Below are 21,817 nucleotides of genomic sequence, written 5' to 3'. Positions count from 1 at the left end.
ATAAAGAAAATTAAAAATCATAATTATTTTTATCTTCATCACCTAATTTTTAAATAAATTCAAAACTTATACTATCTTACTTTAGTAAAAAATTTAAAAAATAAAAGTTGAAAAAATTTTTATGATATGATATAAATATTAAGTTACTCAAATCTTTTATTAAACGAACAAATTAAATTTGAGTTCTATAATATAAAGAATTACAGAAAGGATAAAAAACATGAATAATAAATTAAAACTATACATTGTCAGACACGGACAAACAGAATGGAATGTACTGGAAAAATTTCAAGGTCAGTTAAACTCACCACTTACTCCAGAAGGAATTGAAAAAGTAAAAGAAACTGCCAAAGAACTTAAAAATATAAAATTTAAAGCAGGTTACACAAGCCAAATGGGACGAACAATTGCTACTGCAGAAATGATCTTAGAAAATAATAAATATGAACAAGAAAAAACTTCAGATCAAAAATTAAAACTTCAAAAATTACCTGAATTAAACGAAATTCACTTTGGAGAATGGCAAGGTCTGACATTTAAAGAAACTTTCGTTAAATATCCGAAAGAAGCCCATAATTACTTTTACGATGTAAAAAATTACAATGCCAAAAATATAAAAGGAGAAGAATTAAAAGATGGATTAGAACGATTTTTAAAAGGCCTAGAAAAAATTAGAGAAGAACAAAAATCAGGAAATATCCTAATTGTAACGCACGGAACTGTATTGGAATTATTTTTTAACCACATCCAAAATAGAGAAGCTGATGATTTAGATGAACGAAAATTAATCGGTAACGGTCAATACAAAATATTTACCTTTGAAAATGAAAAATACATAGCATTGTAAAAAAATAATTATTTATTATACTAAACCCCGTTTAAATAGCAGAATAAATCCATTCGCGAAGAGTTATGCTTTTTACCAGTTCATCCGTAAGTAAATTTATAGTATCGTATAGCCTGTCAACTACAGCTTTTAATGTACTAAATATCTTATTGCCAAACCCCATCTGTCTTATTTGTTTCTAAATTTGTTCAATGGGGTTCATTTCTGGTGTATATGGCGGTATATGTGTCATTATGATGTTTCCCGAAATTTCTAAATCCTTTGATTTGTGCCATACTGCTTTCCTAAGTCTCTTAATTCTACTGCATACAGTCTTATGTCTTCACTTTTGTTTTTTATTGTTTTTCTAATCATTCTTATCTCATTCGAAATTTCTTCTGTTATCTCATACGCTTTTGCCATTTTTATCACCCTATTGTATTATACCACATTATACTCTGTTAATCTAACAGGGTTTAGTATCAATTCTGCAAATAAAAAAATGGCGTCCCCGGTTGGACTCGAACCAACGACCCTCTGATTAACAGTCAGATGCTCTAACCGGCTGAGCTACGGAGACACACATATTTAAAAAAGTTTGGCAACTACCTATCTTCCCAGGACGAATCCAAGTATTTTAGGCACTAACAGACTTAACTGCCGGGTTCGAAATGTTTCCGGGTGTATCCCTGTCGTTATCATCACCAAACTAGATATATATACTGTCCATTAAGACAATGAGAAATAAATAGCAGCAGTAAAAGATTATCTTAAAAGCAGACGTAATATTAGTACTAGTCAGCTAAATGCATTGCTGCACTTGCACCCCTAGCCTATCGACCATATGTTCTCTATGGATACTACGAATATTCATCTCAAAGCCGGCTTCCCGCTTAGATGCTTTCAGCGGTTATCCGTACCAGACGTGACTACTCAGCCATGCCACTGGCGTGACAACTGATACATCAGAGGTCTGTCCAACCCGGTCCTCTCGTACTAAGGTCAGATCTTTTCAATATTCAAGCGCCTGCAGTGGATAGGGACCGAACTGTCTCACGACGTTCTGAACCCAGCTCGCGTGCCTCTTTAATGGGCGAACAGCCCAACCCTTGGGACCTTCTCCAGCCCCAGGATGAGACGAGCCGACATCGAGGTGCCAAACACTTCCGTCGATATGGACTCTTGGGAAGTATCAGCCTGTTATCCCCGGGGTAGCTTTTATCCGTTGAGCGACGGTCCTTCCATGCGGAACCGCCGGATCACTAACTCCTACTTTCGTACCTGCTCGACCCGTCAGTCTTGCAGTCAAGCTCCCTTATGCGTTTGCACTCTTAGGCTGATTTCCATCCAGCCTGAGGGAACCTTTGAACGCCTCCGTTACTCTTTGGGAGGCGACCGCCCCAGTCAAACTGCCCACCTAGCACTGTCTCCGTTGCCAGATTAGAATTCCGACAGCATATGGTTGGTATTCCAACAGCGACTCAGCAATGGCTGACGCCATCACATCACAGTCTCCCAACTATCCTATACACACATTGCCAGAACCCAATGCCAAGCTACAGTAAAGCTCCACGGGGTCTTTCCGTCCTACTGCAGGTAGCCGGTATCTTCACCGGCATTACAACTTCACCAGGTCTCCAGCCAAGACAGCTCTCAAATCATTTCACCATTCGTGCAGGTCGGAACTTACCCGACAAGGAATTTCGCTACCTTAGGACCGTTATAGTTACGGCCGCCGTTCACCGGGGCTTCAAATCGGAGCTCTCACTCCTCCTCTTAACCTTCCGGCACTGGGCAGGTGTCAGCCCATATACGTCGCCTTTCAGCTTAGCATAGACCTGTGTTTTTGGTAAACAGTTGCTTGAGACTCTTCACTGCGGCCTGTTTCCCCTGGGAGCGCTTCTCTCCTTCAGGTATGTCAGGCACCCCTTCTCCCGAAGTTACGGGGCTATTTTGCAGAGTTCCTTAGCTAGAGTTATCCTGTCGGCCTTAAGTTTCTCACTCTGTCCACCTGTGTCGGTTTACAGTACGGGCGCTGCTTCTCATCGATAGAAGTTTTTCTTGGCAGTGTAGGATCTGCGACTTATGCAAATGCACTTCCCCGTCAGGTCTCACGTTTAGGCGTGCGGATTTACCTGCACGCCCACGCTGGGCCCTTAGAAAGGCTAAACCGTCAGCCTTCTCGCATACCTTCCTGCGTCACTCCGTCTCTCAAGCGATAACAGCGGTACAGGAATATTAACCTGTTTTCCATTCGCCATCACAATTTTGCTTATGCTTAGGTCCCGACTTCCCCAGGGCGGACAAGCCTTCCCCTGGAAACCTTGGACTTCCGGCCGGCGGGATTCTCGCCCGCCTTCTCGCTACTCATTCCTGCATTCTCGCTTCTGATACCTCCAGGACGGCCTTGCGGCATCCCTTCGACGGCCTACAGAACGCTCTCCTACCAAGATACGGTGTATCTTCCGCAGCTTCGGTTTATGTCTTAGCCCCGTTACATCTTCGGCGCAGGCACTCTCGACCAGTGAGCTATTACGCACTCTTTCAAGGCATGGCTGCTTCTAAGCCAACCTCCTGGTTGTCTATGAATGTCCACCTCCTTTCCCACTTAGACATAATTAGGGACCTTAGCTGGCGGTCTGGGCTGTTCCCCTCTCGTCCGAGGACCTTGTCATCCACGGACTCACTCCTGAACATAATATATGGTATTCGCAGTTTGCTTGATTTCGGTAAGCAGTACGCCCCCTAGATCATACAGAGCTCTACCCCCACATATCTCAGTTCAAGGCTGCACCTAAATGCATTTCGGAGAGAACGAGCTATCTCCTAGTTCGATTGGCTTTTCACCCCTAGACCTATCTCATCTCCCAACTTTTCAACGGCGGTGAGTTCGGCCCTCCACTGAGTCTTACCTCAGCTTCAGCCTGGACAGGCCTAGATCACTAGGTTTCGCGTCTATGACTGGCGACTTGACGCCCTATTAAGACTTGGTTTCCCTTCGGCTCCGTCTATTAACCTTGCCACCAGCCATAACTCGCAGGATGATTAACCAAAATCCACGCAGTCACACATAATGTGCTCCTACCGTTTGTAAGCACACGGTTTCAAATTCTGTTTCACTCCCTTGCTCAGGGTTCTTTTCACCTTTCCCTCACGGTACTCTTCACTATCGGTCAACAACAGTATTTAGCCTTACGTGATTTGGTCCACGCTGATTCACGCCAGATTCCTCGTGCCTGACGCTACTCGGGTGCTTCCAGTCTCCACATATGCTTTATGTTCTACAGGACTTTCACCTTCTTCGGTCCAGCTTCCCAACTGGTTCCACTTACACATATGCAGATTAAACATTATGACAATCCGTTAATGGAAGTCCCGCAACCCCGTGCCAGCAACGCTGTCCGCTTGACACTGGCACGGTTTAGGCTTTTCCCTGTTCGCTCGCCGCTACTTGGGGAATCGTTTTTACTTTCTTTTCCTCCTGCTACTTAGATGTTTCAGTTCGCAGGCTTGCCGTTTTCACGCATGCCCTCCAGGCATGCAGGTTTACCCATTCGGAAATCCGGGGATCAATGATTATGTGCATCTTCTCCCGGCTTATCGCAGCTTATCACGTCCTTCGTCGGCTGTTGCTGCCTAGGCATCCTCCGTGTGCCCTTATTAGCTTTTATATCCAGAATAACTTTTTACTCTAGTTTAGTTATAATCTTTTACCTACTATTCATTTCCCATTGTCCTAAATAATAATATTGGTGGAGATAAGCGGGTTCGAACCGCTGACCTCTGCCTTGCAAGGGCAGCGCTCTCCCAACTGAGCTATATCCCCAAGACTTCTTATGGTGGGCATGGCTGGACTCGAACCAGCGACCCCTGCGTTATCAGCACAGTGCTCTAACCACCTGAGCTACACGCCCATAAGATATATAAAGAAGCAGTGCTTGTTTCTCCTTAGAAAGGAGGTGATCCATCCGCACCTTCCGGTACGGATACCTTGTTACGACTTCACCCCAATCACTATCCACACCTTAGATGCTTTCCTCCTTGCGGTTGGACCGGCAGCTTCAGGTGCAGACAACTCTCGTGGTGTGACGGGCGGTGTGTACAAGACCCGAGAACGTATTCACCGCAGCATTGCTGATCTGCGATTACTAGCGATTCCAGCTTCATGAAGTCGAGTTGCAGACTTCAATCCGAACTTGGACCGGCTTTAAAGATTGGCTTGGCGTTGCCGCCTTGCGGCTCTCTGTACCGGCCATTGTAGCACGTGTGTAGCCCAGATCATAAGGGGCATGATGACTTGACGTCATCCCCACCTTCCTCCTGCTCTTCGCAGGCAGTCTTGCTAGAGTTCCCAACCTAATGATGGCAACTAGCAATAGGGGTTGCGCTCGTTGCGGGACTTAACCCAACATCTCACGACACGAGCTGTCGACAGCCATGCACCACCTGTCTCTGCGTTCCCGGAGGCACAGCCTGCTCTCGCAGGCCTTCGCAGGATGTCAAGATCTGGTAAGGTTCCTCGCGTTGCGTCGAATTAAACCACATGCTCCACCGCTTGTGCGGGTCCCCGTCAATTCCTTTGAGTTTCAGCCTTGCGGCCGTACTCCCCAGGCGGATTACTTATCGCATTAGCTTCGGCACGGACACTCTTCATGCCCACACCCAGTAATCATCGTTTACAGCTAGGACTACCAGGGTATCTAATCCTGTTTGCTCCCCTAGCTTTCGCACTTCAGCGTCAGTTACCGTCCAGTGAACTATCTTCATCATCGGCATTCCTGCACATATCTACGAATTTCACCTCTACTCGTGCAGTTCCGTCCACCTCTCCAGTACTCTAGCCACATAGTTTCCAGGGCAGGCTTGCGGTTGAGCCGCAAGTTTTCACCCCAGACTTATCTGGCCGCCTAGATGCCCTTTATGCCCAATAATTCCGGATAACGCTTGCGACATACGTATTACCGCGGCTGCTGGCACGTATTTAGCCGTCGCTTCTTCTGCAGGTACCGTCATTTTTTTCTTCCCTGCTGAAAGCACTTTACAATCCGAAAACCTTCATCGTGCACACAGAATTGCTGGATCAGGGTTGCCCCCATTGTCCAATATTCCCCACTGCTGCCTCCCGTAGGAGTAAGGGCCGTATCTCAGTCCCCTTGTGGCCGTCCACCCTCTCAGGCCGGCTACCTATCATCGCCTTGGTGGGCCGTTACCCCACCAACAAGCTAATAGGACGCAAGGCTCTCCTGCAGCATCTCTTTTCATCAGGCTGGACATGAGTCCGCCTGACTTTACCAGGTCTTATCAGTCGTTTCCGTCTGTTATCCCTGACTGCAGGGCAAGTTCCTTACGCGTTACTCACCCGTCCGCCTTGGCTAGGCTGTGCAAGCACAGCTTCGCCAAAGACTTGCATGTGTTAAGCATTCTGTCAGCGTTCATCCTGAGCCAGGATCAAACTCTTCATTCAATATATTCACATATATTTAAATTTCACCTAATTAGTCTTGACGTTATCTTTTTCAAGATACTTGACTTTATTGATTATACACTTAATTGCTTCTTTACATTATTAATATCTCTATTGTCCGTTGATACATTTTCGTATCGACAAGATATATATTATCATAAAAGAAAGTGTTTGTCAACTACTTTTTTGAAATTTTTTTTGATTTTTTTCAAAATTCAATTTGAGATCCCATATTAAATACCATATTTTAAGCATTTTAGACAGTTTCTTTTAAAAAATTTTTTTGTAAAAAAAGTACCCTGATATTATTTTTAGGTACTTTGTTTTTTGATTATTTAATATTTTAACTGAGTATACACTTCGTAACCTTTCAGCAAATCTCTAGCCTTTAAATCAACTAATTCTATCATAAATGCTAACTCGTAAACTTTAGCTCCTAATTTTTCCACTAGCTTAACCATTGCTTCGGCTGTTCCTCCTGTTGCTAACAGATCATCTACTATTAATATTTTTGAATTTTTTTCAAAGGCATCCTTGTGAATCTCTATGCTATTTTTTCCATATTCTAATGAATATTCCACACTTTCCACTTCTGCTGGCAATTTTCCAGGCTTTCTTGCTGGAACAAATCCAGCACCGATATTATATGCAATTGCAGCTCCAAAAATAAAACCTCTCGCATCGGCACCTACTACATAATCAATTCCTTTATTTTTATATCTGTCTGTAAAATCCTTTATGATAATTTCCAATCCTCTTTTATCCTTTAAAGCTGTTGTAATATCTCTAAAAGTTACTCCCTTTTCTGGAAAATCCTTCACTGAACGCACTAATTTCTTTAATTCTTCTTTTTCTTCAACTGTCATTTTATTTTTTCCCTCTTTTCTGAAATTTTAATTATAATACTAGAATTTTTATTCATTCCATAAACTTCCTAAATAATTTTCTACCTTTTCGCCATTCATTAATTTTAATAAATTCTCTTTAATATTTGGATAAACTGTCATTTTTTTGAGCTCTTCTTTTGTTACAAATTTCAAATCAGTTAAAACAGCTTCATCTCCTAATTTTATGATACTGTCATTTTTTTCATTGCGATGTATTCTAAAAAATAAATTTAAAATGTGACGCTCTTTATTCGGATAAATAGTTTCTGAAAAAAATAAAAACTCATCAACTTCTATATCCATATTTGTTTCTTCCTTGTATTCACGGATTAATGCTTCCTTTGCAGTTTCGCCCCAGTCATTTCCTCCACCAGGAATAAGCCAGTATTTTTTATTATTTTTGTAATGCTGGATTAGTAGAATCTTGTCATTCTCAATAAGAATTCCTGCTACACGTATTCGAGGTCTAATCTCTTCCATTTTCTCTCCTTACTTCTTCTTTGTCTTCTTTTTGCTCAATAATAATCGCTCTTACTCTTTCAACACGTTTATTATCCACATCCGTTACTTTCAATATAAAGTTATTTTCCTTAACTTGATCGAAAACTTCAGCAACTTTTCCCAATTTATCCTGAATATATCCAGAAATTGTATCATATTCTTCAGACACCGGGATTTCTATTTCCAATTTGGCATTTATTTCCTCAATAGGTGTGTCCCCTCTAATATCAAATATTTTTTCACGAATTTGTTGAATATTTTCCTCTTCCTGATCAAATTCATCCCTTATTTCCCCAACGATTTCCTCCAGCAAATCTTCAATTGTAACTATTCCCTGAGTTCCTCCGTATTCATCAATTACAATTGCCATATGAAGCTGCTTTAACTTAAATTCTTCCAGTAATTCGACTAGCGGCTTTGTAATTGGAACAAAATAGGCTTCCTTCATAAAATCCTTTACAGGCGGATTATTTCCTGTTTGCCTGTCATAATGAAGCAAATCCTTCATATGAACTGTTCCTACAATATTGTCAATCGTTTCGTTATAGATAGGAATACGTGTGAATCCTTGATCTAAAATTTCATTCCATACATCTTCAATTCTGCTTTCAGCCTCCAATGCAAAAACATCTATTCTGGGAGTAAGTATTTCCTTGACGGTTGTTTCTGAAAATTCAAAAATACTGCTTATCATTTCTTCTTCGCCCTCTTCAAACACACCGCTTTCTGTTCCAGCCTTTAAAAAAGTCAAAATTTCATCTTCTGTTATCTCAAACATCTGATCCTTTACTTTTATTTTAAATATTCCAACAACAAATCTTGAAATATATATAAACAGCTGAATTAACGGTCTTAAAACAATTCTCACTGTATTTAGCGGTATTATTAATGTTTTAGAAACTCCATAAATATTATTTCTAGCTACTAATCTTGGAATTAATTCTGAAAATAATAAAATAAAAATAATTAATACAAAAAATGAAATCCCCAAATAAAGACCTTTTTCATAGATTTTTTTTATTAAATAAATTCCTGTAAAAACCATTGAAGAATAAGAAATTGTCTTTACAAACAAAAGTGTTGTAAGCAATTCATTTGGATTTTCCAGCCAAAGTTTTAGAAGTTCACTTTCTTTAGTTTTTTCCTTTTCCTTTGAATCGCTTTTTAAATGAATCTGTTTAAGTGATGACAATGCAGATTCTGCAGCTGATAAAAATGATGTAAAAAACAATAAAACTAACAACAGAACAATATTCAACAAAATCCTTTTCTCTTCCAAATTTTATCCCTTCTTTTTTATTTATATTTTTTATAAAAATTACTCAATGATCATCAATGTTTGACCTTTTTTTATACTTTCGTTATCCTTAACAAAAATCTTTTTAACTTTCCCTGAAACTGTTGATTTAACTTCATTCATAAGTTTCATTGCCTCAACTATGCAAAGCGTTTGCCCTTCTGTTACAGAATCTCCTTCCTTTACAAATGGACCTGCCGCTGGTGATGGCGAACCATAAAAAGTTCCAACCATTGGAGAGGTAATTTTTGTTCCCGAAATTTCTTCTGGAGCCACTTGCTGTACTGGAGCAGAATCTTCCACTTCTTGAACTTCCACTTCCTGCGTAATATTTGAAGCCACTGCAGGTTGAGCTATTGGACTTCCAAAAATAACATTTCTTTCCTTTTTTTTCTTAGTTAATGAAACTTCAAAATTATTATCTTCATATTTTACAGATTCAATTTTGTTTTCATTCATACTTTCAGCTAATTTTTCAATAAATTTAATTTTATCCTTCATCAATTTTCTCACTTTCTTTTTTTATTTTGATTTGTTTATTTTCTGTTTGTATGATTTTAATGTATTTTTTATTAGCATTGCGATTGTCATTGGACCAACTCCGCCTGGAACTGGGGTAATAAATGAGGCTTTTTTTGAAACTTCATCAAAATCCACATCTCCGCATATTTTCCCGTCTACCCTATTTATTCCAATGTCAATTACAGCAACTCCATCTTTCACATCTGAACCTTTAACTAATTTTGGAGATCCTGCTGCAGCTATTATAATATCAGCCTTTTGAAGCTTTTCAGACAAATTTTTAGTTCTTGAATTACAAGTTTGAACTGTCGCATGCTTTTGCATTAATAAAAGCGACATTGGCTTTCCTACAATATTACTTTGCCCAATTACAACAATATCTTTTCCCGGCAATTCAATGCCATATTCTTCAAACATTTGAATTACTCCAAAGGGTGTGCAAGGCAAGAATCCTGTTTCATCTCCAATCATCATTTTCCCAATATTTGTTGTATGGAATCCATCCACATCCTTTTCTGCTGAAATTGCATTTATAACCTCCAGTTCATCAATGTGCTTTGGAAGCGGCAGTTGAACCAGAATGCCGTCTATATTGTCATCATTATTTAATTTTTCAATTTCCAAAAGTAAATTTTCCTCTGAAATATTTTCATCAAGTCTGATTGTTTCAGAATGAAATCCAACTTTTTCACAAGCTCTTATTTTATTTCTCACATAGATTTTAGAAGCTGGATTTTCTCCCACTATAATTACCGCAAGCCCAGCTTTTCTGCCAGCCTTTTCCTGCAATTCACCATGTACTTCTTTGATTTCCTCCAAAGTCTTTTCTGAAAGTGCTTTTCCATCAATTATAGTCATAGCTCTCCTTTCAATATTCTTTTTTTATTATTTTTAAAAGTCTATAAAACTTGATTAATACAACATTTTTTAACTTTTATTTTTTTACATTTTTCAATTAATTATTATTTATTCTCCAAAAATTCAATTCCTGCAATTTTGCTGAAATATCCATATCCACAACTTTTACATTTTCACCTAGTTCCAATTTATAAGTCGTCATATTGAGTATCGCAGAAATTCCATTTTTTACAAGTCCTTCCGCTGCAATTTGTGCCTGTTCCTTTACAACTGCCAAAATTGCCATATCAATTTTCGTATTAGAATCATTTTTCATATTTTTTATAAATTCTCCTACATTTCTAATATCTTGAACAATCAAATCATTTGCAGCTACTTTTCCAATTTTATTACTATCTTTGTCAAATATTCCAACAATTTTAAAGCCTTCACCTAGAACATCTAAATTTGATGAAAGCATTTCTCCCATTTTACCGTGCCCTACAATTATAACATTGTTAATTTTGTCAATTCCAAGAATTTCTGTAATAATTTCTATCAATTTATCAACATCATAACCTTTTCCACGCACACCAAACTCACCAAATGTCGATAAATCCTTACGCACTTGAGCAGAAGTGGTATTCATAATTTTAGCAAGTTCAATTGAATTTATTTCATTATCCTGTTTTCTCGCTTCCTTTAGAATAGATAAATATTCTGTCAATCTTTGTACAACTCTTTCTGAAATTTCCAATTTTTTTAACTTCATATTTCCTCCTATGAAAATTAGAAAATTATCCACTTAAAAATTATAATAAAACATTCAAAAAAATAGATTAGCTATAAATATAGCCTAACTTTCTACCCGCATTTTAAGCTAGACACTATAATAACTTTTCTCCAGCTGACATTTTACGTCCATTAATAATATCGGCTCCCCTTTGAAGTTTTTTCCCTTCAAATTTTGCCTCCAAAATCAATAGCCCACCATTTGCAACTTTCACAACAGGCCCTTTTTTATTAATAATCTCAACAACTGTCCCATTTTCCATTTCGTTCCCATTTTCATCCTCATACTTTTTATCAATTTTTTCACTTTTGTAAATTTTTATATTTTCACCTTTTTCATTAAAAGTATATGCCGCTGGAAACGGATTTAACCCACGAATTTGATTGTAAATAACTTCTTTTGTGCTATTCCAGTTGATTTTTGCCTGCTCCTTCGTAATCGGCTTCACTAAAGTAGCCTTGCTGTCATCCTGCTTTTCTGCCTGAACTTCCCCATTTTCAATCAATTTCAAAGCCTTAGTAAGCCCATCTGCTCCCAATTCCTTCAATTTATCGTGCAAAGTTCCAAGAGTGTCATCTTCTGTAATTTCACAATATTCCCTCAAAATCACATCTCCAGAGTCAAGCCCTTCTTCAATATACATTATGCTCACGCCAGTTTCGGCATCTCCATTTAAAATAGCAGAATGAATAGGCGAAGCTCCCCGATATTTTGGCAAAAGTGAAGAATGAACATTTATTATCCCATATTTGGGAATATCAATAATTTCTTTTGGTAAAATTTTTCCATAAGCCACAACCACAATCAAATCAGGATTTATTTCCTTAATTTTATTAATAACTTCTTCATCCTTCATTTTTCTAGGCTGAATAATTTCCACATTATTATCAATTCCAAACTGCTTTACAGGAGAAAATATTATTTTATTTCCTCTAGCATTTCTTTTGTCCTCTTTTGTAAAAATAAGCTGTAAATCAGTATTTTTAAATACAACTTCCAAACTTGGTATTGCAAATTCAGGTGTTCCCATAAATATTGTTTTCATTTAATTTCCCCGCTTTCCTGACTTTTTCAAAATCCATTTATTTTATTTAAATAAAAATAATATTCTAATCCAAGTCCCTGTAAATTCTACCCTTAGCAAAATCCTTCTTCAAAACATCCAGCTTTTTAGCAACAAGCCTTTTATTCAAAATTGAAAGCCTGTCTGTAAACAAAATCCCTTCAATATGGTCAAATTCATGCTGAAATGCCCTAGCCCACATTTCTTCCAATTCTTCAACAACTTCTTCTCCATTTTCATTCAAATATTTCACTTTGATTTTTGCAGGACGATTAACCCTTTTATAAACCCCAGGAATACTCAAGCATCCTTCCTCCATATCTGCAATTTCCTCAGAAAATTCCAGTATTTCGGGATTAACAACTTTTTTCAAAATTCCGTCATGCTCAAGCACAAAAAATCTTTTAGCAATATCTACTTGATTTGCTGCAAGTCCCACTCCATTAGCCTTTCTCATAAGAGCAACCATTTCATCCAGAGTTTCTCTTACATTATCATCAACTTCATCAACTTTTTCCGCTTTTTCTCGTAAAGTTGGGTGTCCGTATAAAACTATTTTCATTTTTATTTTTTCTCTCCTTATTAAACTCATTATTATACATTTTATTTTATCATATTATTTGATAAATTTTAATACAAAACATCAATTAATTTTTTATTTTTCATTTTTCAATTTTCTTAAATCCCAATTTAGTCTCCGACACAAGCACCGCAAAAAGTACCAGCCCAGCCCCAACTGCCACTCTAAGCGACAATCTCTCACTTAATATAAAAAATGCAAAAAGTGGAGCAAATAGCGATTCTGTCGACATCAAAATTGAAGCCCTCGTAGAAGTCGTATATTTTTGGCAAAATGTCTGCAGCACTGTCGGTATCGCCGTTGAAAAAATTGTCAAATAAATTATTGAAACTAGCATCATTCCAGCAGGCTTTTCAACTTTACCCGCATTTGAAAAAATAAAAAAGTTTGCTACAAATAATATTCCCGCCACAAACATCTGCATAACGACCAATTTTAAAGGCTCAACTTTTTTACTAAAATATCCATTCGTTGCAATCTGACCCGCAAAAAACACCGCACTTATAATTGTCAAAATATCACCAAAATTAAGGTTTGCAAGATTCATCTTCCTGTCAAAACTAATTACAGCAACTCCTAGCACACAAATAACTGAAGCCAGAAATGCAAAAACATCGGGACGCTTTTTATGCAGCATCCAAAAAATATAAGGCACAATTATAACATTAATCGAAGTAAAAAAAGCATTTTTACTGGCAGTTGTAAGCATTGCCCCATAAGTTTGAAAGGCATATCCAAAAAACTGAAAAATTCCAACTATCAATCCAGCAAAAATATCATGTTTTGTAAATTTTCCAATTTTTCTAAAGAAAATCCCATAAAGAATAAGCCCTCCCACAAGAAATCTAATCGCCGATAAATAAAACGGATCAATTCCAGTATTTAACCCAATTTTTACAAATACAAATCCAAGCCCCCAAAATATCCCCACAAAAAGCAGCCCAAAATCTGCCAAATACTGTTTCACAAAATTTCTCCTTACTACATTTCAAATTAATCTTCTGAATTATTGAAAAACTTTTTATAAATATCCATTTTCAAAAATTCATTTTCTATTTTCCCATCATTTTTTTTCAAATATTCCACCACAAAATCATGCACAAGTTTAATTTCCTTCATATTTTTTACAATATCCGTAAAAAGCATATCAGACACTCCACTTTGCCTTGTTCCTAAAATTTCCCCAGAATTACGTAATTTCAAATCTTCTTCAGCAATTTTGAATCCATCTGTCGTTTCTTCCATAACTTTCAGCCTTTTTGCCGAAATTTCATTCGTTGTTTCAGATTCCAAAAAGCAGTAGGACTGGTATTTTCCACGTCCAACTCTTCCACGCAGCTGATGAAGCGAGGAAAGTCCAAATCTTTGAGCATCACGAATTACCATAATCGAAGCATTTGGCACATTTACTCCAACTTCGATTACTGTTGTGGAAACTAGAATGTCAAGTTCGTGATTTTTAAACTGTTCCATAACCTTCTGCTTTTCCTTGTAGCTTTGCCGTCCGTGCATAAGCCCAATTTTTCTATTTGGAAAAATTGAAATATATTCCTCATAAGTTTCCTGTGCCGATTTTACATTCAAAGTTTCACTTTCTTCAATTAACGGCGACACTATATAAACTTGCCGTCCATCCTTCATTTTCTTTTCCATAAAATTATACATTTTTTGCCTGTCAATTTCATTTTGTATCCACTTTGTCTTAATCGGACTTCTTCCAGCAGGCAGCTCGTCAATGATTGACACATCCAAATCTCCATAAATTGTAAGTGCAAGTGAACGTGGAATTGGAGTGGCACTCATAACAATTAAATTGGCAAGATTTCCCTTATCACGCAAAAGTTTTCGCTGTGTAACCCCAAACCTGTGCTGCTCATCAATTACAATTAGTCCCAAATTTTTGAAAATTACGTTATCTTCAATTAAAGAATGTGTTCCAATTACAATATCTACAAGTCCTTCCTTTATCTCATTCAGTAGTTTTTCCTTCTTCTTTCCCTTCACGCTTCCAGTCAAAAGCTCCACTCGTACATCAAGATTCATAAATTCATCTACAATTCCCAGATAATGCTGCATTGCAAGAATTTCTGTAGGCGCCATAATTACACCTTGATAATTGTTTTCAACCATATAAAGAAGCATTATAAATGAAACAATCGTCTTTCCAGAGCCAACATCGCCCTGAATCAGCCTATTTACAATCTTTCCAGCCTTTAATTCAGAATAAATCTCCTTAATCACACGTTTTTGCGCTCTTGTCAATTTATAATCCAAACTTTTTATAAATTTGCTTACAAGACTTTTATTATCTTCAAGTCTATAAATATTTTTATTTGCCTTGTCAACACTGAAACGATTTTGCAAAATTCCCATTTCCAGAAGCAAAATTTCCTCAAGCATAAATCTTTTCCGTGCCTTGCTCTGCTTTTCCTCATTTTCTGGAAAATGAATATTCAAAACCGCTTCTTTTCTTCCAAGCAATTTTTCCTTCTGTAAAAACTCCTTTGGCAAATTTTCCTGCAGCAAATATCCATAATCCATAAGTGCATTTTCCATAGCTTTTCTGATTGCCTGCTGTCTAAGTGATTCTGTAGACGGATAAATTGGCAATATCTGCTTTTGTTCCTGCATATCAAAACTAGCCTGCTTGATTTTTTTATATTCAGGATTTACAAGCTGAAATTTCATAGTTTTTCTCACTTTTCCATAAACCGTAATCTCATCCCCAATATGAATTCCATTTTTCACAAACCTGTTATTAAACCACACAAGCTCAATCATTCCGCTATCATCACTCAAAACAGCCCGAAACATAGTCCTTCCAGATTTTATATACTGATTAACCACATTTACAACTGTTCCCTGCAAAATCACAAATTCATCTGCCAAAATATCACCGATTTTCTTATGATTATTTCTATTTTCATAAGCTCTTGGAAAAAAATAAAGCAGATCATAAAGTGTAGAGACTCCCAATTTTTTAAATTTTGGAATATTTGTTTTTGTAACACCTTTTATTTTTACATTTTCCAAATTTTCATAAAGCAAGTTATATGTTTTCATAGTCATTTCCGCCTTATTTATATTACTTTTCAAATTAAATCTGTATGTATAAATCAAATTGATTTTACTATAATAATACCATAATTTGTTTAAATTTTCTATATTTTATAAAAAATAAAAATAGAATAATACTTTTTATAACTAATCTTATATTTTATTAAGTGCGTTAGAACACTCGTGGCTTTAGCCATGAGATGAATACACCAACATTGAAAATGTTGCTTTAAAATTTGCAATATTACTAATTTTAGAGTATAATATATTTAGGTTTAAAATATAATATACAAATAAAAAGTAGCAGTGTAGACATAATGTCTTATCTAGTAGCGGCTATTGTGGACTAGCCAAAAAGAATAAGGATTTTAAAATCAAACTTCTTAGAAGATAACTTACTTTTTCAGTTGTCTTATGAAGCTCTTGACTTTTAGTCGTGAGTAGTTCACATTCAAACAAATAATTATTTATAATTTAGTAAAAATAAAAACAAAACTGCCTCAATATTCTGAAGCAGTTTAATTTTTATCTTCATAAATTATGATCTATCTGTCTATTTATTTTCAATAATCACTGTTTTAGGATCAACTTTATTCCCATAAACAGGCTCAAGAGTTGCTTTATACGCTTTTTCAAAGAATCCTTCCTTAGTAAGAGCATCTATTTCAGTATTTAGCCAGTCTAACAGTCCTTTGTTCCCTTTTCTTACAGCTGGAGCAATGTAGTCCTGTTCCCCTAACTGTTTAATATCCACAACAAATCCTGGATTTTCTGTTGCCCATGCGAATACTAGAGTATTATCGTGTGCAAGTGCAGCTCCTCTTTTATCTAATAATGCGTTAAATGTTTCTGTATTTTGGTCATACTTCAACAATTCTATATCTGGATAATTTTTAGTAAAGTAAATTTCTGCTGTTGTTCCTTTGTTAACTATTAATTTTTTACCTTTCAGCTCTTTAACATCTTTTATTGGAGCACCTTCTGGTGAAACAATTCCTAGCGACACTTTCATATAAGGCTTTGCAAAATCAACTTTTTGTTTTCTTTCGTCTGTTACTGTAAAGTTTGCTAGAATAATGTCAACTTTATTTGATAATAAATATTCCACTCTGTTTGCGGCTTCTAATGTGATAAATTCTATTTTATTTTCGTCGCCTAATAAATCTTTAGCAAGTCTTTTTGCCAAATAAATATCATAACCTTGATTTTTCCCATTTTCATCAACAAATCCAAATGGCGGCTTATCTCCAAATACTCCTATTCTAATTTTTCCTGCTTTTTTTATTGCCTCAATTGATCCTGGCTCAGCACTTCCCTTTCCACCTTTTCCACAGCTTATTGCAAATACTCCTAAAACTAAGATTGCAATAATTTTTACAAACCTTTCAAAATTCTTTTTCATAATTACCTCCAAATTTATTTAATATTTTTGTTATTTCTTATCCTAATTTTTCCAATTCATCTTTTAAATATTTAGCTAGTTCCAACATAGCATATTTCCCAGCTATTTTTTCAGCATCGGCATTGTAATTGGTATTTGTATTTATGTCATAAACAAAAACTTCATTGTTTTCATTTATGATAAACTCAATTGCCGCCACATCTATGTGGTTTTCTTTTAAAAATTTCTCATATTTTTCAATTTGATTTTCTGGCAATCTTTCAATAATTCTAAATTTTGTTTTTTCTGCCGCTTCTTCTCCTACAGGACAGAATTTATCATTTATCTGGCACGAATCTGCTGGACATAGTTCAAATCCATCGCTTGAGTCAACTTTTACGGCATAAAGATATTTTCCACCTATAAATTCAGCTCTTATGATATGCCCATCCACAGGCTTCACATATTCCTGAATCAAGCTTATTCCATCGACAGAATCTTCAAAATCATTTCCATTTACGTAATTTTCAAGTTCTTCATAACTTCTTATAAGCCTTACTCCCAGTCCTTTTCCAGCTCTGTTGTGCTTTATGATAAAAGGATATGTGTCAAGTTCCTTTGCAGCATTTAAGATTTGCTCTTTTCCCACAGCTCCCAATGTTTTTGGAGTATTTATCCCTGCCTTTTGCAGTAAGATGTATTGTTTCAATTTACTCACTTCAAGATTTATTGCAGATGTTCCATTAACTACACGGACTGCTTCTTTTCCTTTGTTTTCCAGCCATGTTAAGACTTGCTCCGTTAATTCTGGTGCATATCTATGCCCTCTTGTATGTGAAGAAGCGCTCATTCTGTTATAATACACGCCTTTTTCAGGCTCTTTTCCTATATTTAACATTCCTTCTGACAAATCCAGTTCTTCATAAGGAACTGACAATTCATCCAGCCTCGCAGTCAGATGTCTTGTCCAATCCATATTTTCGTGAATTATGTATACTTTTGACATTTTTTCATCCTTTCTATTTTTATTTTTAAAGTTTATTCAGCTACAGCTGCATTTTCTTGAAGTCCAGCATACACTTCCTCTGTTTCCACAACTTCATATTCTCCAGTTTTTTCAATAATCGCAGGAATAAGTGTGTTTCCAACTACATTTACCGCTGTACGTCCAGCATTTGCCAAAAAGTCAACTGATACAATCAGGGCAATACCTTCTGCAGGTAGATTAAGCTGCGCCGCAGTCGCAAGCAGTACAACCAATGCTCCAGATGGAACTGCTGCAATTCCCTTTGTAATTATTGTCAAAAACAATATTAACGGTATTAATTGACCCCATGTAAGCGGAGTTGAGTACAAATTTGTTATAAATGTTACTGATAAACTTATATAAATGCAGGCTCCAATAAGGTTGAATGAATATCCGAGCGGTGTTGCAAAAGCTGAAACTGATTCAGATATTCCATTTTCTTCACTACGTTCAAGAAGTGTCGGCAAAACTACTGCAGAACCTCCTGTTGTAAAGGCTATTAGTACCAAATCCTTAATATTTGATAATAATTTTAAATAAGGAACTTTGAATATATATGCAATAATTGGAAATACGATTAATAGAGCTGCCAAGTATCCAACATAAAGAAGCAGTACAAACTGTCCTAACAAATACAAATCTCCAAGTCCAGTTTTTGCCACATTGCTTGCAATCAGCCCAAACACTCCTACAGGTGCAAATGCAATAGCATAATCTACAATCTTATACATAGCCTTTATCCAAGATTCAAAGAATGTTATAACAGGTTTATTGTCATCTCCAACAGCAATTAAGGCTATTCCCAGAAATACTGCAAAAAATATAACTGGTAAAAGATTTCCATCTGCAAATGCTGTAAATACATTTTTAGGTACAACTGATGTTAAAAAATCGCTCAAATTAATGTTAGAGGCAACATCTTTAATAGCTTCTGTGGAAATGCTTCCAGCTTTTATATTTGCACCAATTCCTGTTACTTTCCCTAAAATAAGGCTAAGCGTGATTACTAACGTTGTAATTGAGAAAAAGTGTAAAAATGTCTTAAATGCAAGATTTCCAAACTTTTTAGTATTTTTCATTGTAACTATTGATAAAACAACCAGCGGGAATACAAGCGGTACAATAACCATCTGAACTAAACTTGTAAACAGCACTCCCAGTATCTTTAACTCTTTAGCAAATGACGGAAACAACTGCCCAACCAAAATACCTAATAACGCACCAATCAATATCTGTGCCAATAAATTCAATTTTCTAAATCCTAATAATTTTTTCATACTTTCATTCTCCCTTCAACAATTAGCATTCACTAAATTGTTTTACTAAATTTTTTATTTATATCATCAAAGCCGATTCCACCTTATCTTTCTTTTCAAAATTAAATATATTTAAGAATTTCTTAGCCCTTTCAGTTTTTGGACTTCTAAAAAATTCCAGCGGATAATTTGTTTCAACGATTTCTCCAGAGTCCATAAATATTATTCTATCTGCAACCGCTTTAGCAAATTCCATTTCATGAGTAACGATTATCATTGTCATTCCTTCCTTTGCCAGTTCCAGCATTACATCCAGCACTTCCCTTACCATTTCAGGATCAAGTGCCGCTGTAACTTCATCAAACAGCATTATTTCCGGATTCATACATAGTGATCTTATAATTGCTATTCTTTGTTTTTGTCCTCCTGATAGTTCTCTTGGATATGAGTTCTTTTTATCCAGAAGCCCTACTCTTTCCAGCAATTTTTCTGCTTGCTCTGTAACTTCCTTTTTATCCCTTTTCTGTACTTTAAGTGGTCCTAACAGAAGATTTTGCATAACTGTCATGTGATCAAATAATTCGTAACTTTGAAACACCATTCCTATTCTCTGGCGTATTAAGTGCCATTTTGTCTTGTCCTTATTAATAACATTTCCTTGCAATTTTATTTCTCCAGACTGAATTTCTTCAAGTCCGTTTACACATCTTAAAAGTGTACTTTTCCCACATCCAGAAGGACCCAGTATTACTACAACCTCGCTTTTATTTACTGAAAGTGAAACTCCTTTTAGTGCGGGTACGCCTTTTTTATATTCTTTTTTTATATCAGAAAGCTCCAATAAAACTTCCGAATCTGCCATTTTGCTTACCTCCATTTCCTTTATTTTTTAAACAGCCCATTTTTTCTCCATTTTCTTTGATAATAATGTAATTGGATAACAAATTATGAAATATAGAAAAAATATGAACAGATACACCCAAAATGGTGCCATTGGATTTTTCCTGCTTGAAAATTCTATAATTTGCCGTCCTATTTTTAGAACTTCTGCAACTTCTATAAAAATCGCAAGTGAAGTTGTCTTAATCATTCTTGTTATAAGGTTTACCGCTGCAGGTGCAATTCTTCTTACAGCCTGTGGAAGCAGCACATATCTATAAACCTGACTTGTATCAAGCCCCAAAGCCTTTGCACTTTCTCCTTGAATTTTTGGAAGAGAAATAATAGCTCCCCTCACAATATCCATCATTTCAGCCGTTCCCCATATCACAAACACTATTATTGTCGTAGTTTCTGAGTCAATATGCAAATCAAAGCCTTTTGCAACTCCAAAATAAATTATGAACAGCCACACAAGCAAGGGAATGATTCTCATACTTTCCAGATAAAACTTCAATATTCCATAAATAATCTTATTTTTTGAAGTCATAACTATTCCTAGAATTAATCCAAGCAATATTGAAAATACTATGGAAACAAGAGCAATTTGTCCTGTTACAATAAGCCCACCCATAAGCCTTTGCAAATTGACTCCTTTAAAAATAACATCAATTCCCGACAGTTGCATATCTTATTCTCCTTTCAATTACTGTTAAAACAAACGAAACTGGTAAAATAATAATCAAATATGCTGCAACAAGCATAAACAGACTTTCATTCGTTTTATAATAAAGCCCTATCAAATCCCGTGTCAGATACATCAGTTCCATTAAAGCCAAAATCCCTATTACTGAAGTTTCTTTCAAAAGAAATATTATATTTGCCGCTATCGCTGGAAACGAAACCGTAAATGCCTGTGGCAATATTACATTAGTTATAAGCTGTGATTCTGTAAGCCCAATGCTTAACCCAGATTCCCGTTGCCCTTTTGTAACCGACTCCAATCCGCTCCGAAACGCCTCGCACATGTAACTTCCGCCTAGGAAAGACAATCCAATCACAGCACAAATATGCGAATTAAACGTAATTCCAATTTTTGGAAGCCCAAAATACAGAAAGAATAACTGTATTACAAGCGGCGTATTTCTCGAAAGCTCAATATAAATTCCCACAATCTGCCTAGCAGCTGGAACTCTATAATAAAGCACCAATGCACAAACTATCCCAATCAATATTGAAAATATAATTCCAAAAATTCCTATAATCACAGTCAATTTCATTGCTTCTAAATATTTAGGAATATTTTCTACTATAAAATTAAAGTCCATTTTTGTTTTTCCTTTCTAAAAATTTTATTGTATATTTTACTTTTTTAACTTTTATATTTGTATGTGGAAACATTATACTATAAAAAAATTTATTTGTAAAGAATTATTTTTGTATATAC

At 36.1% G+C, this 21,817-nt stretch carries 19 protein-coding genes, 3 tRNA genes and 3 rRNA genes; 1 reads left to right on the top strand and 24 read right to left on the bottom strand.

Going from position 1 to position 21,817, the window contains the following annotated elements:
* Positions 1 to 220: 220 nt before the first annotated feature.
* Positions 221 to 847 (top strand): histidine phosphatase family protein, encoded by a 627-nt coding sequence (locus tag HW276_RS01415; protein ID WP_178937127.1) that lies wholly within the window; start codon positions 221 to 223, stop codon positions 845 to 847.
* A gap of 31 nt (positions 848 to 878) precedes the next feature.
* On the opposite strand, the gene HW276_RS11670 is transcribed toward HW276_RS01415, so the two are convergent.
* The 24 genes from HW276_RS11670 to HW276_RS01300 form a co-directional block, all read right to left on the bottom strand.
* Positions 879 to 1,010: a hypothetical protein gene (locus HW276_RS11670; protein ID WP_255460272.1), complete on the bottom strand. Its 132-nt coding sequence runs from the start codon at positions 1,008 to 1,010 to the stop codon at positions 879 to 881.
* Positions 1,011 to 1,099: 89 nt separating this feature from the next.
* Positions 1,100 to 1,249: a hypothetical protein gene (locus HW276_RS01410; protein ID WP_178937126.1), complete on the bottom strand. Its 150-nt coding sequence runs from the start codon at positions 1,247 to 1,249 to the stop codon at positions 1,100 to 1,102.
* 80 nt (positions 1,250 to 1,329) lie between these two features.
* Positions 1,330 to 1,406, bottom strand: a tRNA-Asn gene (locus HW276_RS01405).
* Between the two features lie 16 nt (positions 1,407 to 1,422).
* Positions 1,423 to 1,535 (bottom strand): 5S ribosomal RNA (gene rrf, locus HW276_RS01400).
* A gap of 59 nt (positions 1,536 to 1,594) precedes the next feature.
* Positions 1,595 to 4,497, bottom strand: a 23S ribosomal RNA gene (locus HW276_RS01395).
* 79 nt (positions 4,498 to 4,576) lie between these two features.
* Positions 4,577 to 4,652, bottom strand: a tRNA-Ala gene (locus HW276_RS01390).
* 11 nt (positions 4,653 to 4,663) lie between these two features.
* A tRNA-Ile gene (locus tag HW276_RS01385) sits at positions 4,664 to 4,740 on the bottom strand.
* Between the two features lie 38 nt (positions 4,741 to 4,778).
* Positions 4,779 to 6,290 (bottom strand): 16S ribosomal RNA (locus HW276_RS01380).
* Together the 16S, 23S and 5S rRNA genes with 3 tRNA genes alongside form the textbook arrangement of a ribosomal RNA operon.
* Positions 6,291 to 6,625: 335 nt before the next feature.
* Positions 6,626 to 7,156 carry an adenine phosphoribosyltransferase gene (locus HW276_RS01375; protein ID WP_147002825.1) on the bottom strand — a complete coding sequence of 177 codons (531 nt, stop codon included), beginning with the start codon at positions 7,154 to 7,156 and terminating at the stop codon, positions 6,626 to 6,628.
* A gap of 48 nt (positions 7,157 to 7,204) precedes the next feature.
* A complete protein-coding gene (locus HW276_RS01370; RefSeq protein WP_147002824.1) occupies positions 7,205 to 7,657 on the bottom strand; it encodes an NUDIX domain-containing protein in 453 nt (150 codons plus the stop codon).
* Positions 7,644 to 8,957: a hemolysin family protein gene (locus HW276_RS01365; protein ID WP_178937125.1), complete on the bottom strand. Its 1,314-nt coding sequence runs from the start codon at positions 8,955 to 8,957 to the stop codon at positions 7,644 to 7,646. The genes HW276_RS01370 and HW276_RS01365 overlap by 14 nt, the downstream gene beginning before the upstream one ends.
* A 39-nt stretch (positions 8,958 to 8,996) precedes the next feature.
* Positions 8,997 to 9,476 carry an acetyl-CoA carboxylase biotin carboxyl carrier protein gene (gene accB / locus HW276_RS01360; RefSeq protein ID WP_178937124.1) on the bottom strand — a complete coding sequence of 160 codons (480 nt, stop codon included), beginning with the start codon at positions 9,474 to 9,476 and terminating at the stop codon, positions 8,997 to 8,999.
* 21 nt (positions 9,477 to 9,497) lie between these two features.
* Positions 9,498 to 10,355: a bifunctional methylenetetrahydrofolate dehydrogenase/methenyltetrahydrofolate cyclohydrolase FolD gene (gene folD / locus HW276_RS01355; protein WP_147002821.1), complete on the bottom strand. Its 858-nt coding sequence runs from the start codon at positions 10,353 to 10,355 to the stop codon at positions 9,498 to 9,500.
* Between the two features lie 97 nt (positions 10,356 to 10,452).
* Positions 10,453 to 11,106: a redox-sensing transcriptional repressor Rex gene (locus HW276_RS01350; protein ID WP_147002820.1), complete on the bottom strand. Its 654-nt coding sequence runs from the start codon at positions 11,104 to 11,106 to the stop codon at positions 10,453 to 10,455.
* Positions 11,107 to 11,221: 115 nt separating this feature from the next.
* Positions 11,222 to 12,172, bottom strand: a complete 951-nt coding sequence (gene fmt, locus HW276_RS01345; protein WP_178937123.1) for a methionyl-tRNA formyltransferase — start codon at positions 12,170 to 12,172, stop codon at positions 11,222 to 11,224.
* Positions 12,173 to 12,236: 64 nt separating this feature from the next.
* The gene (gene def / locus HW276_RS01340; protein ID WP_146959583.1) at positions 12,237 to 12,752 is read right to left on the bottom strand and encodes a peptide deformylase; all 516 of its coding nucleotides are present in this window, start codon (positions 12,750 to 12,752) and stop codon (positions 12,237 to 12,239) included.
* A 100-nt stretch (positions 12,753 to 12,852) separates the two neighbouring features.
* Complete coding sequence (locus tag HW276_RS01335; protein WP_178937122.1) at positions 12,853 to 13,737, bottom strand: DMT family transporter; 885 nt, start codon at positions 13,735 to 13,737, stop codon at positions 12,853 to 12,855.
* Between the two features lie 26 nt (positions 13,738 to 13,763).
* Positions 13,764 to 15,833 carry an ATP-dependent DNA helicase RecG gene (gene recG, locus HW276_RS01330; RefSeq protein WP_178937121.1) on the bottom strand — a complete coding sequence of 690 codons (2,070 nt, stop codon included), beginning with the start codon at positions 15,831 to 15,833 and terminating at the stop codon, positions 13,764 to 13,766.
* 547 nt (positions 15,834 to 16,380) lie between these two features.
* Complete coding sequence (locus HW276_RS01325; protein ID WP_018451000.1) at positions 16,381 to 17,229, bottom strand: cysteine ABC transporter substrate-binding protein; 849 nt, start codon at positions 17,227 to 17,229, stop codon at positions 16,381 to 16,383.
* A gap of 37 nt (positions 17,230 to 17,266) precedes the next feature.
* A complete protein-coding gene (locus tag HW276_RS01320; protein WP_178937120.1) occupies positions 17,267 to 18,214 on the bottom strand; it encodes a RimK family alpha-L-glutamate ligase in 948 nt (315 codons plus the stop codon).
* A 32-nt stretch (positions 18,215 to 18,246) separates the two neighbouring features.
* Positions 18,247 to 19,512, bottom strand: coding sequence for a dicarboxylate/amino acid:cation symporter (locus HW276_RS01315; protein WP_178937119.1), 1,266 nt, complete (start codon positions 19,510 to 19,512; stop codon positions 18,247 to 18,249).
* Positions 19,513 to 19,570: 58 nt separating this feature from the next.
* The gene (locus HW276_RS01310; protein WP_255460269.1) at positions 19,571 to 20,353 is read right to left on the bottom strand and encodes an amino acid ABC transporter ATP-binding protein; all 783 of its coding nucleotides are present in this window, start codon (positions 20,351 to 20,353) and stop codon (positions 19,571 to 19,573) included.
* Positions 20,354 to 20,380: 27 nt separating this feature from the next.
* On the bottom strand, positions 20,381 to 21,058 hold the full coding sequence (locus HW276_RS01305; RefSeq protein WP_178937118.1) for an amino acid ABC transporter permease: 678 nt from the start codon (positions 21,056 to 21,058) through the stop codon (positions 20,381 to 20,383).
* Complete coding sequence (locus HW276_RS01300; protein WP_178937117.1) at positions 21,039 to 21,698, bottom strand: amino acid ABC transporter permease; 660 nt, start codon at positions 21,696 to 21,698, stop codon at positions 21,039 to 21,041. The genes HW276_RS01305 and HW276_RS01300 overlap by 20 nt, the downstream gene beginning before the upstream one ends.
* Between the last annotated feature and the right edge of the window lie 119 nt (positions 21,699 to 21,817).

Origin of the sequence: Leptotrichia sp. oral taxon 417 (genome assembly GCF_013394865.1) — a bacterium.
Lineage (GTDB): Bacteria > Fusobacteriota > Fusobacteriia > Fusobacteriales > Leptotrichiaceae > Leptotrichia > Leptotrichia wadei_A.
This window is presented reverse-complemented; position numbering and strand designations above follow the sequence as displayed.